This window comes from Actinopolymorpha pittospori (genome assembly GCF_014873875.1).
In the GTDB taxonomy this organism is placed as follows: Bacteria; Actinomycetota; Actinomycetes; order Propionibacteriales; family Actinopolymorphaceae; genus Actinopolymorpha; species Actinopolymorpha pittospori.
The window spans coordinates 5,368,257-5,381,635 of record NZ_JADBEM010000001.1; the positions used below are offsets into that span (position 1 = coordinate 5,368,257).

11 protein-coding genes are annotated in these 13,379 nt (G+C 69.4%); 8 read left to right on the forward strand and 3 right to left on the reverse strand.

Annotated elements, in window-relative coordinates; all coding sequences use genetic code 11:
* Positions 1 to 59 precede the first annotated feature (59 nt).
* From HEB94_RS25210 to HEB94_RS25225, 4 genes are all read left to right on the forward strand, one after another.
* Positions 60 to 1,010, forward strand: a complete 951-nt coding sequence (locus HEB94_RS25210) for a helix-turn-helix domain-containing protein (RefSeq protein WP_192752191.1) — start codon at positions 60 to 62, stop codon at positions 1,008 to 1,010.
* Positions 1,011 to 1,299: 289 nt separating this feature from the next.
* Positions 1,300 to 2,757, forward strand: a complete 1,458-nt coding sequence (locus HEB94_RS25215) for an MFS transporter (RefSeq protein WP_192752192.1) — start codon at positions 1,300 to 1,302, stop codon at positions 2,755 to 2,757.
* A 70-nt stretch (positions 2,758 to 2,827) separates the two neighbouring features.
* Positions 2,828 to 3,340 carry a hypothetical protein gene (locus tag HEB94_RS25220; protein ID WP_192752193.1) on the forward strand — a complete coding sequence of 171 codons (513 nt, stop codon included), beginning with the start codon at positions 2,828 to 2,830 and terminating at the stop codon, positions 3,338 to 3,340.
* A gap of 252 nt (positions 3,341 to 3,592) precedes the next feature.
* Positions 3,593 to 4,849 (forward strand): MFS transporter, encoded by a 1,257-nt coding sequence (locus HEB94_RS25225; RefSeq protein WP_192752194.1) that lies wholly within the window; start codon positions 3,593 to 3,595, stop codon positions 4,847 to 4,849.
* Positions 4,850 to 4,904: 55 nt separating this feature from the next.
* On the opposite strand, the gene HEB94_RS25230 is transcribed toward HEB94_RS25225, so the two are convergent.
* Entirely contained in the window at positions 4,905 to 5,870 is a 966-nt protein-coding gene (locus tag HEB94_RS25230; protein ID WP_192752195.1) for an NAD(P)H-dependent flavin oxidoreductase, read from the reverse strand.
* Between the two features lie 169 nt (positions 5,871 to 6,039).
* Entirely contained in the window at positions 6,040 to 8,184 is a 2,145-nt protein-coding gene (locus HEB94_RS25235; protein WP_192752196.1) for a hypothetical protein, read from the reverse strand.
* 141 nt (positions 8,185 to 8,325) lie between these two features.
* On the opposite strand from HEB94_RS25235, the gene HEB94_RS25240 reads away from it, so the two are divergent.
* The 4 genes from HEB94_RS25240 (at position 8,326) to HEB94_RS25255 (ending at position 11,947) form a co-directional block, all read left to right on the forward strand.
* A complete protein-coding gene (locus HEB94_RS25240; RefSeq protein ID WP_192752197.1) occupies positions 8,326 to 9,363 on the forward strand; it encodes a phosphotransferase enzyme family protein in 1,038 nt (345 codons plus the stop codon).
* Positions 9,364 to 9,384: 21 nt separating this feature from the next.
* A complete protein-coding gene (locus HEB94_RS25245) occupies positions 9,385 to 9,858 on the forward strand; it encodes a carboxymuconolactone decarboxylase family protein (protein ID WP_192752198.1) in 474 nt (157 codons plus the stop codon).
* 82 nt (positions 9,859 to 9,940) lie between these two features.
* Entirely contained in the window at positions 9,941 to 10,861 is a 921-nt protein-coding gene (locus HEB94_RS25250) for an RNA polymerase sigma-70 factor (RefSeq protein WP_192752199.1), read from the forward strand.
* Between the two features lie 171 nt (positions 10,862 to 11,032).
* Positions 11,033 to 11,947, forward strand: coding sequence for an SDR family NAD(P)-dependent oxidoreductase (locus HEB94_RS25255; RefSeq protein ID WP_192752200.1), 915 nt, complete (start codon positions 11,033 to 11,035; stop codon positions 11,945 to 11,947).
* Between the two features lie 27 nt (positions 11,948 to 11,974).
* Here HEB94_RS25255 and HEB94_RS25260 read toward each other — a convergent pair whose 3' ends face one another.
* Positions 11,975 to 13,366 (reverse strand): MFS transporter, encoded by a 1,392-nt coding sequence (locus HEB94_RS25260; protein WP_192752201.1) that lies wholly within the window; start codon positions 13,364 to 13,366, stop codon positions 11,975 to 11,977.
* Between the last annotated feature and the right edge of the window lie 13 nt (positions 13,367 to 13,379).

A 13,379-nucleotide genomic window follows, 5' to 3' on the forward strand; every position in this document is an offset into this window, starting at 1 on the left:
GCCGGCCACGCCCCCAACCTCGTGCCACGCACAGCCCGGTGCCAGGGAGGACGCTGCCTATGCAGACCAGTACCAGGCATCCGGCCGCGGCCGCGAGGGACACTGGGGCAGTGGAGAACCGTGGCGATCCTGCCGGCGGCAACGAGTTGGGCGCGTTCCTGCGCTCGCGCCGGGCCGCCCTCGATCCGCGCCGGGCCGGCCTGCCAGACGACGGCCGGCTGCGCCGCGTGCCGGGCCTGCGCCGGGAGGAGTTGGCCCAACTCGCGCACGTGAGCGTCGACTACGTCGTCCGGCTGGAGCAGGGACGCACCCGCCGGGTCTCCCGCCCCGTCCTCGACTCACTCGCCGAAGCGCTCCAACTCGCGCCGGACGAACGGGACTACCTGCTCACCATCGCCGAGTCCGCCCCGGCCGCCCCCGCGCGCAGGCCCGGTCGGCCCGCGGTCGCCCCGCGGCTGCGGCAGTTGCTGCAGACCATGCCCGACATCCCGGCGATGGTCCTCAGCCGCCGCATGGACGTGCTGGCCTGGAACCGCGGCGCCGCGGCCCTGTTGACCGACTTCGCCGCCCTGGCACCGGCCGCGCGCAACCTCATCCGGCTGACCTTCCTCGACGAGGCCTTCCGGGCCCTGTACGCCGACTGGCCGCGAGCCGCCCGCGACTGCGTCGCGGTCCTGCGCATGGAGGCTGGCCGCACCCCCCACGACCCCGCCCTGAACGCGCTGGTCGGCGAACTCGGCGTCCGGGACCCGGACTTCCGCACCTGGTGGGCCAGCCATCGCGTGCGCGGGCCGCAACAGCTCACCAAGACCTACCACCATCCCGTCGCCGGCACGCTCACCCTCGAGGTCCAGCAGTTCTCCGTCGACACCCACCCCGACCAGCAGCTGATCGCCTACACCGCGGAGCCCGGCTCGCCCTCCCACGAGGCACTGCACTTCCTCCTGCAGTGGTCCGCGACCCGCACCAACCCCGACGACGACCGTGCCGGCCGCGGCAGGCGTCCCTGAGAAGCGTGCCCACACGGGGGTGGCGCGGACAGATTCGTTCTGCTAGGCCACTTCGGTCTGCCAGGCCACTTCGGTCTGCCAGGCCAGGCAGGCCGGTTGTCCCTCCCCGAGCACCACGGCTCGCGTACGAGCCTGAACCGCTCGGCGAAAAAGTTCACCATCGCAGGCGTGGAACGCACCCCGGGACGGGAGTCGGCGACGTTATCGTCGGGCTGAGGGACGGGGGAAGCACCCGGCCCTCCACGATCCGGTGGCACGCCGGCCGCATGTCGTCCACTACGGGGGGATCGTGGCGACGGAGACCGTGCAGCGTGACGGCCAACCGCTTGGCACCGCACTCGACAACGCCCGGATGTCGCCCCTGCACGTGCGGTTCTGGCTCCTCGCCGGACTCGGCATTCTGCTGGACGGATTCGACTTCTTCATCATCGGCGTCGCCCTTCCGATGATCTCGCGGGATCTCGGCGCGAGCGCCGCTGAGAAGGGGCTCATCTCGGCGGCGGCCATCGTGGGAGCGGTGTTCGGTGCCGGTCTGCTGGGACCGTTGGGGGACCGGATCGGCCGAAGCCGGATCTTCCGGGTCGATCTGTGGTTGTTCGTCGCCTTCTCGGTGCTGTGCGTCTTCGCGTGGGACGTCTGGTCGCTGATCGCCTTCAGGTTCATGCTGGGTGTCGCGATCGGGCTCGACTATCCGATCGCCGCCAGCTACCTCGCCGAGATCCTGCCGTCGAGGAAACGGGGGCGCTGGATGGTGGGCGGCTTCAGCCTGCAGGCGGCGGGGATCGTGCTGGGTGCACTCGTCGGTGTCGTCGTCCTCAACCTGCTGCCGGCGATCGGCTCGTGGCGTCTCATGGTGGGCTTCGGCGTCGTACCCGCACTGGTCATCCTCTGGCTGCGCCGCAACGTACCGGAGAGCCCGCGGTGGCTCGCGCAGAACGGACGCGAGCGAGAGGCCCGCGAGGTCGCCGAGAAACTGTGCGGATACCCGGTGTACGTCTCCGACACCGACCGCAGGCGGCAGGAGAAACCTCCGGAGGGGCTCAAGGCCTTCGTCCAGCCGGCGCTGTTCCGCCGTCGGATGCTCCGGCGCACCATCTTCACGGCGGGTCCGTGGTTCCTGCTGGACATCGCGACCTACGGGGTCGGCATCTTCACCCCCACCTTGCTGGCCGCGCTCGCTCTCGCCGGCTCGGACGCGACGTTCATCGCCGACGACATCGCCTCGACGGAAGGCACCGCCCTGCTGGATCTGTTTCTGGTGGTGGGGTTCCTGCTGGCCATCCTGCTCGTCGACCGGGTAGGACGGATTCCGCTGCAGCTGGTGGGGTTCGCGATGATGGCGGTGGCCCTGTGCGTCCTCGGCGTGGCCGACGGGTTGCCAGGAGGTGGCGAGGCTCATATCCCGTTGGTCGTTGTCGGGTTCATCATCTTCAACACGTTCATGAACATGGGGCCGAACTCCACGACCTTCGCCCTTCCCGCCGAGGTCTTTCCGAGCGAGATCCGGGCCGCGGGGCACGGGTTCGCGGCCGGCATGGGCAAGCTGGGCGCCGCTCTCGGTACGTTCCTCTTCCCCATCCTTCTCGACGCGGTTGGCGCAAGTGCCCTGCTGTTCGCCATCGCCGGCACCAGCGCGCTCGCGTTCGTCATCACCTACGTTCTTCGGATCGAACCCCGCGGCCGATCGCTGGACGAGGTGTCCGGTCACGAGGTGGCCGCCCTCGCGCCCCGAGTCACCCCACCGTGAGAGGGCCCGCGGACCGTCGACACTGTGGATTCCGCCTCCGGTTCGCCCCGCGGTCTGCCATGATCACGCGGTGGACGCGGGCAGCACCTTGGTACCTCCCGGGAGTCGGATCGTTCGGGCGACCCTCGCCACCTCCATCGACTGGTGTGGCCTGCTGCTCGGCGCCCTGCTCATCATCGGCGGCGTGGCGTCCTGGCTGATCGGCGATGACGCACGGCGCCAACTCGGCGTCGACCGCGGCGCGCCGACAGCGGTCCCGCTCGAGGTGCCGCCCGGCTACGCACACCCGGAGCTCGGGTACGGCGCCGACGCCAGGGGCCGAGCCGACAAGAGCATCGTCGACCTCCGTCCCGCCGACGACACCACGGCCTCGGACCTGAGTCGACAGGTCCGCATCTGCGTCGACGACGCCGCCGACGCCCGTCAGCCGTGCGGCTCGGACGCGTTCGGCGGCATCGTGCGAGTCGTCGACGGACGGCGCATCCTCATTTCGCTGGACGACGACAGCCCGATAGCCGCCCGCGCCGCGTGGCAGTCCGTCGAGTTCACCACGAACCTCGACGAGGCTGCCTGGCTCGACTGACGTCCTGGGCTCCCCAGCACCAGTCCTGAGGCAGGCGCTGACGCGTCGGTCTGAGGTCGCGATCCAGGTGAGGACGTTGACGAGTGCGCGGCGGACGATGCTCGTGGTGGCGCGCAAACACCCTTGACGGGCGCACGGACGGCCGGTTGGGTAGGAGTCTTGCCCATTTTCAGGTGGACCTGCTCGACCTGTCGGCGCAGCGAGCGCCCCGAAGGGACATGGACGTGCGCATGAGGATTCCAGGACTTCCGAATGCCCGCGGACACAGGACGTCTGCTGGGCGCCTTCGGGATCGATGCCCTGGGCGGCGGGCTGTTCCTGCCCTTCTCGGTCCTCTTCTTCACCATGACCACGTCGCTGGGCCTGCAACAGGTGGGCCTGGCGCTTTCGATCGCGGCGATCGCGCGGCTGCCCGCAACCGGCGGCGCGGGGATGCTCACCGATCGAATTGGTCCGAAGAACGCCGTAATCATCTCCAACCTGGTCCAGGCGATCGGGTTCGCCGGTTACCTCTTCGTCGACTCGTTCACGCAGATGCTCCTCGCGGCGGTCGTCGTCCAGGTGGGCAACTCGCTTTTCTGGGTCGCCTACCCCGCTCTTGTGCACGAGGTGGCTGACAAGGCCGGACAGGAACGCTGGTTCGCCCTCATCAACGCCCTGCGCAACGCGGGCTTGGCGGTCGGCGCCCTCGGCGCCAGTCTCGCCGTCGCACTCGGAGGCACCATCGGCTATCAGCTGATCGTGGCCGTCAACACCGCGTCCTTCGTCGTGGCCGCGATCCTGACCCGGCTCGACCCCATTCCGAGCCAGCGCCGCGACTACAGCCGGGAGCCAGGTGCGGCCGGAGCGGCCGGTTGGGTCGCGGTGCTCCGCGACCGGCCGTTCCTCGGCTTCGTCGGCGTCAACCTCGGGTTTGCGCTGCTCTCGTTGTCGTTCGTCATCGCCGTGCCGGTCTTCCTGGTCGACCTCGCCCACCTCCCTGGCTGGACACCAGGCACGCTGCTGGCACTCAACGCCATCCTCGGCGCACTCGGAGCCGCACCCGTCGTCGCGGCCATCACGGGCCGGCGGCGCGATCACGTCCTGTTCAGTTCACAACTGATCATCGGAGTCGGGTACGGCTGTGTACTCCTCGCCGGCCTTGCTTCACCTGGCTTGAGCCTCGCACTGGCCCTGCTGGCCGCGGTGCTCGTGACCACCACCGAACTGATCCAGGGCCCCGCGGTTTCCGCCATCGTCAACGAGTCCGCGGGCGACCAGGATCGCGGACGCTACATCTCCGTCTACCAGATGACCTTCAGCATCGTCGACATCATCGCCCCTGTCGCACTGACGACGGCCCTCACCCATGGCCCGTTCGCCACCTGGCTACCGCTGATCGTCATCGCCGCACTGGACGCGGTTGTCATCCTGCTCCTCTCCCGGCACCTGTCAGCCCTGACCTTGCGCATCGGACACGCAACCCCCGCCGATCCCGTCACCCGCCCGATCGAGGCCGACGGGCTGTAGCCGGGACGGCCGTCAAGGGCCCGGTGTTGCCACAGACCTCCAGCAGGGCAACGCCTCAGCTGAGCTGGACAGCCCGCCGGGCAGCCTCCTCGGCCTCGCTGATCAGGCGTGCGATGAGGTCCTGCGTGGGAAGAACGTCGTGGACGAGTTCGACGGACTGACCGGTCAAGGGCAGCATGTCCTGCCCGCCGCCCGACCGGAGCGCGCGCAGGAGTTCGGGGCCGACAACGTCCGGATCGACCTCCTCGGGTGCGGACTCCAGCCGGTCGGTCAGTTCGGTACGCAATGACCTGGGCGCGTACGGCACGCCCAGCTGGGGGATGGTGAACGGTGGCATCACCCGCTCGCTGTGCGGCACCTTCACGACCTCGGTCGCGTCGGCGGCCACGATCCGGTCCTTCCAGCGCTGGTCTATCGACATCTCTTCGGTCGCGAGGAAGCGAGTGCCAAGGCTCACCCCCTGCGCACCCAGCGCGAAGGCGGCGGCGATACCTCGGCCGTCGGCGATACCGCCCGCCGCGACCACCGGGACACCTCCCGCGACGTCGACCACGGCCGGCACGAGTACGAGTGTGCTGATCCAGCCGGCGTTCCCGCCGGCCTCGCCACCCTGTGCGACGAGGACGTCCGCGCCCGCGTCACGGGCTGCTTCGGCGGCGGCCACGTCACCGACCGTCTGTATCCAGGTGATTCCGTACTCGTGGGCCCGCGCGATCAGCGTGGCCGGAACGCCCATGTGGAAGCTGATCGCGGCGGGCCGCTCCTCGAGCGTCGCCTCGAACGCCTCCTCATTCAGCGGTCTGCCGGTGTGGTTGATCGCGAAGGGACGATCCGTCTGCGCACGCAACTGCCGCCACTGTGCGCGGAGTTCCTCGACCGAGCGGGTCGCCGTCCCGAGGCTGCCCAGGGCTCCAGCCCGACAGACCTCCGCTGCCAACCGCACTTCCTCCCCCGGCCCGAACGGCGCGAGCACGATCGGCACCTCGATGCCGAGCAGGTCACACAGTCGATTCCCTGCCATGGGTCCCAGTCTTGGCGCTCCGACGTGCCTGGACAAGGCCCATGACGGAACGGCTCGACGCCCTGAACCCCGAAAGGGTCAACCCTCGCGAAGCGTCGACATCACGCAGGTTTCGGATCGATCCGCCGCCCCGCTCATCGGACACGAATCCGTGATGGCAGGAAATCGGCTATCCCACCGTCAGAGTGAGGTTGGGCGAGACGCCGGCGAGGTGGTCGGTGTCAGCAGAGTGGTAGACCCGGAACGTCCTCGCCCCCTTGGACGTGGGCGTGTAGCTGACGCTGTAGGTGCTTGACGAGGAGAGTGTCGCCGACTTCACCGTGTGCCAGGCTCCGGAGTAGTACGCCTGCAGGAGAACGGCGTGCCCAGGGTGGCTGGGGGCGAGCGAGCCGGTGACGGTCGCGGTCTGTCCCAGCAGGATGGAACTCTTGCCGGCCAACGCGGCGGTGATCTTCGGTGCGACGTTGACCCGCCTGACCGGACTCGTGACGCTCGGGAGCTGCCCGACCGCGTCCGCCAGCAGCCGGAAGTCGCGGGTGCCAGACGGCTTGATCGAGGTGGTGATCTGGCCGGTCGACGACGTGGTGCCACTCACCAGCGTCTTCCAGGTCGTCGTGCCGATCGAGCGGTACTGCACGTGCACCCGCGCGGACGCAACCGCGGCCCCTGCCGGGTCGGTGAGTCGGCCACTCATGGTCACGGCGGCGCCGTAGGTCAGTGTGGTCGGCGAAGCGGTGAACGTTAGGACGGGCGCGTAGCTTCCAGTGACCGTCACGACCCGGGCGGAGCTGACATTGCCGGTGGAGTCGTAGGTGAAGATGCCGACGCTGTACGCGCGGCCGGCGGTCAGCCCGGACAGGTCGACACTGCTGCCGTTGCCGGTGTAAGCGAGGTTCCCGACCGTGGGGTTGGTGGGCGGCGCGCTGGTGTCGGGCATGTACCGCACGACCGTTGCGGCCCGGTCGGCGTCCGCGGGGTTGGTCCAGGCGAGATGTGCGGTGGTGCTGCTGGTGCGGGTGGCGGTCGCGTTCGTCACCCGGGCGGGTGCGGTGTAGTCGGCCCTGGCCCGGTAGCGGAGGCGACCGTGCAGCGCGGGCGTCTGTTCCTCGCAGTGCTGCTCGAACGTGAGATCAAGGCGGTCGAGGGCACCCGTTCCCGTGAATCCCACCTGGTTGACGGTGAAGTCCCCGACGAGCTTGTTGCAGCCACGTCCCTCACCGTCCACGTCCATCCCGGCGCCGGTGCCGTTGAACGGATACCGGTGGGCGTTGGGGTAGGTGCTGCCCTGCACGAGAATGTCGCCCTGAGCAGGCACGAAGGTGCCGCCCCACGACTCGCCGTTGGCCGCGTCGACGCTGCCGCTGACGCGCGTCCTCGAGCCCAAGAAGTTCACGAGGTCGGTCGCCGTGGTGTAGTGGTACGTCCGGCCACCGCCGATGTAGTCGCCGCTGTCGCTCTGCATGGACCAGTCGGTCGTCCCTGGAATCCCGTAGCCGTCGAGCGGGACCCGGAGCGTTCCGGTGCTGGTGGTGATCCGGAGGAGCGCGGTCCGGGGGCCCGGGGACTGTGGCGCGAACCGGACGTTGACGAGGCAGGACTGGCCCTCGTCCAGGGACCGCCCTGTGCACTCGTCGGAACGGATCGTGAAGTCCTGTCGGTGTGCCCCTTCGAGCGCGACGGCGGAGACGGAGCCGACGGACGTGCCCCGTTGCCGCACGAGCACGGGGACGACCTTGCTCTGCGCGGCTGGATAGGTGTCCGGCCAGTGCACCGCATGCGGCTCGACGTCGGTGGAGGCCGCCGGCATACCGAACCTGATCTCACCGAAGTCGGCCCTCTCGCCACCCTCGCAGTGGTGCTCGTACAGCAGCCACAGCTTGGTGAGCGTGCCGGACGACCAGGCGATGTCGCGTACCTCGAAGCTCCCGGTCACCTCGTTGCAGCCGCTACTGCCGACGGTGACGGACATCCCGGGCCGACCCGCCTCCTGGAACGGGTAGCGCTGTGCGTCGGGATACCAACCGGCGGCCATGGTCGTCTTGGTGGGAGCCTGGAACTCGAGGTCGAACGATGAGCCGGTGGGCCCACCGCTCACGTCGAGTTTGACCAGGCTGCTGGTGCTCGAGTTGGTCAGGACGGCGTTCGTGTCGTCGAACTGCAGATTCGCGCCGCTGGACTCGCGGGACATGGTGACTGACCACGGACCGTTGTAGGCGGCGGCACTGGCCCCGCCTTCGAACGCGGCGAGACCTCCGACGACGACAAGTAAACCGACCAGAAACGCAACGACTCGATGACCGCGTGGTCCGCGCATCCGTGGGCTCCCCTCCCATGTGGCGGAGAGAGTGTGGCACACCTGATCACGGACTCGCGAGGGCCCGGTCCGCGGATGCGGACCTGCCGACGGCCCTGGAATCCGGCGCGACGGAGGGTGCCTCCTGTTAGCGTGCCCGGCATGTCGATCCCACCCGCGGAGCATGTGGCCGAGGCTTTCGATCTGGGTCGGCCAACGGGTCCGATGCGGGCTCATCGGTACGGGAGTTCGGAGACCTGGCGCCTCGAGACCGACTCGGGAGCCTTTCTGGTGAAGAGGCTCTGGACGGGAGAGGACCCCTCGTGGCGGCCGGCTCTGGAGGCCGCGATGGTCTTCGAGGGCGCGTGCGCGGCCACGGGGGTCAGCATGCCAACGCCGGTGTGGCCGGTCGACGTGGCGTTCGGCTGCGCGGCGCGGCTGCCCGAGGACGGCGTCGTTCGTGTGTATCCGTGGCTCGAGCACCGCACCGTGGAGGTCAGCGACGACCTCGCCGAGTGGCTCGGCACGACCCTTGCCCGGCTGCACCGCACCGCGCCGATCAGCGGCTCCACGCCCGAACCGGAGTGGTACGGGATCTTCCCCGCTGCCAGATGGGAAGCCTGGCTCCAGGACGGGGTCGTCCAGGGTCGGCCGTGGGCCGCGGTTCTGAAGGAACGCCTGCCAGATGTGCTGCGCGCGTCTCGATGGGTTGCCGAAGCGTTCGAGTCCACGGGACCTTACGTGCGTACCCACCGCGACGTCCTGCCCGCCAACGTCCTGGTCACCGCCCACGGACCGGTGTTGGTCGACTTCGACACCGCAGGACCTGACAGCGCTCCGCTGGAGACCGCGACAGCGACACTGGTGTTCGCCCTTCGTGGGGCAGCTGAACCCGACAGGGACCGGGTCGGCAGGACCCTCGCGGCTTACGAAGGGGAAGGCGGGCAGCCTCTCCCACCTCGAGAGGACCTGCTGGCTCGTCGCCTCGGCATGAAGCTCGGCACACTGTCCGAACGGCTGGACAAGACACTCGGACATGCCCCGGCCGGATCCTGGGACCTCGAGCCGCTCAGCAACTCGAGGAGATTCCGGTCCTGCTCCACAACCTCAGACGCTGGTCCAGCCTCTTCACCAGCTGACGCGCTCGCAGCCATGTCACAGGGGGGCCGGCTGTCCCGTCACAGGGGGTGTAGCCACTGACGACCACAGAGGAGCACACCCATGGGCGCACGATTGAACTTCTTCGCCGACCCGATCGCCGGCAGGGTTCTCAACCACTTCATGTCGGCGGGCAGAACGCTCAAGGAGTCGCCGCTTCCGGCCGCCACGCAGGAGCTGGTGGCACTTCGCGTCAGCCAGATCAACGGCTGCGCCGTCTGCGTCGACATGCACACCAAGGAGGCCGCCGCTGCCGGCGAGACCTCGGTGCGGCTGAACCTGGTCGCGGCATGGCGGGAGGCCACGGTCTTCACCGAGGCAGAGCGTGCCGCGTTGGAGCTCGCGGAGGAGGGGACCCGGATCGCGGATGCGGCCGGTGGGGTCAGCGACGAGGTGTGGACGAATGTCGCCAAGCACTACGACGGGGAGCAGCTCACCGCCCTGGTGATCCTGGTCTCCTTCATGAACACGGTGAACCGGCTGAACATCATCACCCAGCAGCCGGCGGGCAACTACGAGCCCGGACAGTTCCACTGAACGACATCGGCAACCGGCTCGGGGTCCGGGCTGCGGACTCCGAGCCGGTTGGGCTCGAGGGCTTCGAGGGGAGTGATTCGGCGTGAGCAAGGTCGAGGAGTTCGAGGAGCTGCGGCCGCTGCTGTTTTCGATCGCCTATCGGATTCTGGGCAGTGTGGGCGAGGCCGAGGACGCGGTGCAGGAGACCTGGCTGCGCTTTGACGGCTCGGCGACCCAGGTCACGTCGACCAAGGCCTTTCTGTCGACCGCGGTGACGCGGATCTCGATCGATGTGCTGCGTTCCGCACGGGTGCGAAGGGAAGAGTACGTGGGCCCCTGGTTTCCCGAGCCACTGTTGAGCGATCCATATCAGGATCCGGCACGGTCGGTGGAGCTGGCCGACTCGGTGTCGATGGCGGCGCTGCTGCTGCTGGAGCGGCTCAGCCCCCTGGAGCGGGCGGTGTTCGTGCTGCGGGAGGTGTTCGGCTTCGGGTTCGACGAGGTCGCCGCAGCGGTGGGGCGGTCGGAGGCGGCGTGCCGGCAGCTGCTGGTGCGGGCGCGGCAGCATATGGAGGCCGGGCGCCCACGCTTCGAGGCTGCCCGCAAGGAGCGGGAGCAACTCGCGGCGCGCTTCTTCGACGCGCTCCGCGAAGGCGACGTCGCCGGTCTGAAGGAGCTCCTCGCCGCCGACGTCTCGATGGTCGGCGATGGTGGCGGAAAGGCTCCGCAGCTGGCCAGGGCCGTGATTGGTGCCGAGAACGTGGCCCGGCTGCTCACTTCCGTCCTCCCGTGGCTGGCCCGCGTCGACGTGACGTTCCAGCCGCACGAGGTCAACGGCCAGCCGGGCGCGATCTTCCGCGACCGGGACGGCAAGGTGTTCCTCGCCCTGGCGCTCGACGTACTCGACGGGCAGATCCAGAAGATCCGCTCGGTGATCAACCCCGACAAGCTCGGGCACGTGGGCCCGGTAGCGGACGCCTGGGCAATCGACCGCGAAGTACGACAGGCACGCGCCCGCAAGTGACGTCCATCCGGCCCAGTGCGGCCTTGGACATCGATGCTCGAGCGGGGCACGCTGAAGAGTGTGCCGCCCGGGATGAGGAGGCGCTTGTTCGCGCAGCCCAGCTGATGGGGCCCGACACCAACGGTGGGCGCCACGTGGTCGAACTCGACAACCTGGGCAAAGGAGCCAACCATGCCTTTCGTCGTCCTCATCACCGGCGCATCGACCGGCATCGGAAACCTCACGGCCCGGGCCCTCGCGGCTCAAGGCCACACCGTCTACGCGAGTGTGCGCGACCTCGCCGGCTCCGATGCTGCGCACGCCGACGAACTCCTGGAGTTTGGACACGGCGGCGGACACGACCTCCGGGTGGTCGGGCTCGATGTCCAGTCCGAGGCGTCCGCCGATGCCGCGGTGTCGACCATCCTGGACGAAGCAGGCCATCTCGACGCCGTGGTCCACAACGCCGGCCACCTCGGCGTCGGCTACGTCGAGGCGTTCACCATCGAGGACGTCCAGCACCTGTTCGACATCAACACCCTCGGTGTCCAGCGCGTCAACCGTGCTGTCCTTCCACACCTGCGGTCGCGGCGCGCGGGCACTCTCATCTACGTCGGCAGCACCACCTCGGTCGTTCTGCCGCCCTTCATGGGGGCCTATGTGGCCACCAAAGCCGCGGCCGATGCGCTCGCGCAGACGACGGCATACGAGGTCGGTCAGTTCGGCATCGAGACCACCATCGTGATGCCGGGCCCGTTCACCCACGGCACCGAGCATTTTCCCGACGCGAGCCACGCCAGCGACGTCGACCGCGTCGGCGCCTACGCGGACCTCGACCCGCTGGTGGCGCGCAACGAGGAGGCCACCTCCGCCCTCTTCCCACCAGACGTGGACGCGCACCCGCGCGCCGTCGCCGACGAGATCGCCCGGGTGCTCGCCCTCCCCGCAGGGACCCGCCCCTTCCGGACCGTCGTCGACTTCACCGACGCGGGCGTGGACGAGGTCAACGAGGCCCTTCGGCGGGCTCAGGAACAGTTCCTCACCCGCCTCGGATTCGACGACCTTCTCCACGTGGAGACGCCGGGGCGGGCGTCCAGCCCGGGTTGACAGGCGTGTCACCGGCGGCGCGCTTGGTTAGCGTCCGGGTGCGTCCGATCGCCGTTGGGCGGCGATGATGAGCAGGGCGGCGGTCATGGTGGCCACGCCGGCCCAGGCGGCGGTGGTGTAGCCGGCTTCCTGCGGGAAGACCTGCGTGGTGTGGGCGGCGAGGATGAGTCCGCCGAGGGCGCTTCCGATGGAGAACCCGACGCTGCGTACGACCTGGTTGACGCTCATGGCGCTGGCGGTCTCCTCCCTGGGAGTGGCGGTCATGATGATGGCGGGCATGGCGGCAGAGAACGCTCCGACGCCGAAGCCGAGGATGCCCATGGCGATCACCGGTTCGGCCAGGTGACCGCGTGCGAGCGCGAAGAGGAGGAAGGCCGCGAGCACGATGGTGGCGCTGGCGGCGAGTAGCGTGCGGGCGCTGAGATTTCCCTGCAGGCGCGGTAGGAGCCGGCCGGCGGTGAAGCCGAACAGCGAGAACGGCACGAGGACGAGCCCGGCCTGGAAGGTGTTGAGCTCAAACCCGTATCCGGCCGCGGCCGGCGTCTGGATGTAGCGGGTGATCAGGCTGAGCAGCAGGTACATGCCCACCCCACCGGTGAGCATCGCCAGGTTGGCGGCGGCGACGGCGGGGTGGCGAAGGAGCCGGACGTCGACCAGTGGCCTGTCGGTACGGGCCTCGAGGACTGTCCAGGCGGCGAGCAGCAGTAGCGAGACCAGGAGGGTGGCTGTGGCAAGGCCGGTGTGGTGGTGCCAGAGGTCGGCTTGGCTGATGACGATGAGCAGAGCGAGCAGCGCGACGGTGAGCAGCAGCGCACCGCGCGTGTCGACACGGCCGGCCGGTCGTGCTGGTGCGGGCGGTAGCACCAGGATGGCGGCGACCAGCGCGGCGGCGGTGACGGCCAGGCCGAGAGCGTAGGCGGCGCGGATGCCCGCGAGGTCGGTGAGCAACCCGGCCAGCGGGTAGCCGATGCCGATGCCGGCTGTGGAGGCCACCGAGAGCAGCGCGATGGTGCGGGCCGAGCGCTGCTCGTCCAGATGGTCGCGGGCTGTGGCCATCATCAAGGCGGTCAGGCCGAGCCCGACCCCCTGGGCGGCACGGCCGATGAGCAGCAGCGTGAAGGGCAGCGGGATCACCGTCAGGACGCTGCCGGCCACAACGACGGCGAGGGTGGTCAGCACGACGGTTCGGCGCCGGGGGCCGGAGCCGAGCCGGCCAAGCAGGGGAGTGGCGATCGCACCGGAGAGCAGTGCGATGGTCAGAGTCCACTGGGCGGCGACCAACGAGACGCCGTAGTGCTCGGCCACCACGGTGATGAGCGGGGCGCCCAGGCTGCCGACTACCGCGACGACCAGGCCGACGAAGACGACGACGCCGGCGAGGACGCGCGGCCCGCTGCCAGTGTCGCTGTCCGGCTCCATGGGGGATCTGTGT

Coding starts and splice junctions, on each gene's coding strand:
- HEB94_RS25225 (WP_192752194.1), top strand. CDS start 3,593: ATGCCCGCGGACACAGGACGTCTGCTGGGCGCCTTCGGGATCGATGCC.
- HEB94_RS25260 (WP_192752201.1), bottom strand. CDS start 13,366: ATGGAGCCGGACAGCGACACTGGCAGCGGGCCGCGCGTCCTCGCCGGC.
- HEB94_RS25255 (WP_192752200.1), top strand. CDS start 11,033: ATGCCTTTCGTCGTCCTCATCACCGGCGCATCGACCGGCATCGGAAAC.
- HEB94_RS25235 (WP_192752196.1), bottom strand. CDS start 8,184: ATGCGCGGACCACGCGGTCATCGAGTCGTTGCGTTTCTGGTCGGTTTA.
- HEB94_RS25210 (WP_192752191.1), top strand. CDS start 60: ATGCAGACCAGTACCAGGCATCCGGCCGCGGCCGCGAGGGACACTGGG.
- HEB94_RS25245 (WP_192752198.1), top strand. CDS start 9,385: ATGGGCGCACGATTGAACTTCTTCGCCGACCCGATCGCCGGCAGGGTT.
- HEB94_RS25230 (WP_192752195.1), bottom strand. CDS start 5,870: ATGGCAGGGAATCGACTGTGTGACCTGCTCGGCATCGAGGTGCCGATC.
- HEB94_RS25240 (WP_192752197.1), top strand. CDS start 8,326: ATGTCGATCCCACCCGCGGAGCATGTGGCCGAGGCTTTCGATCTGGGT.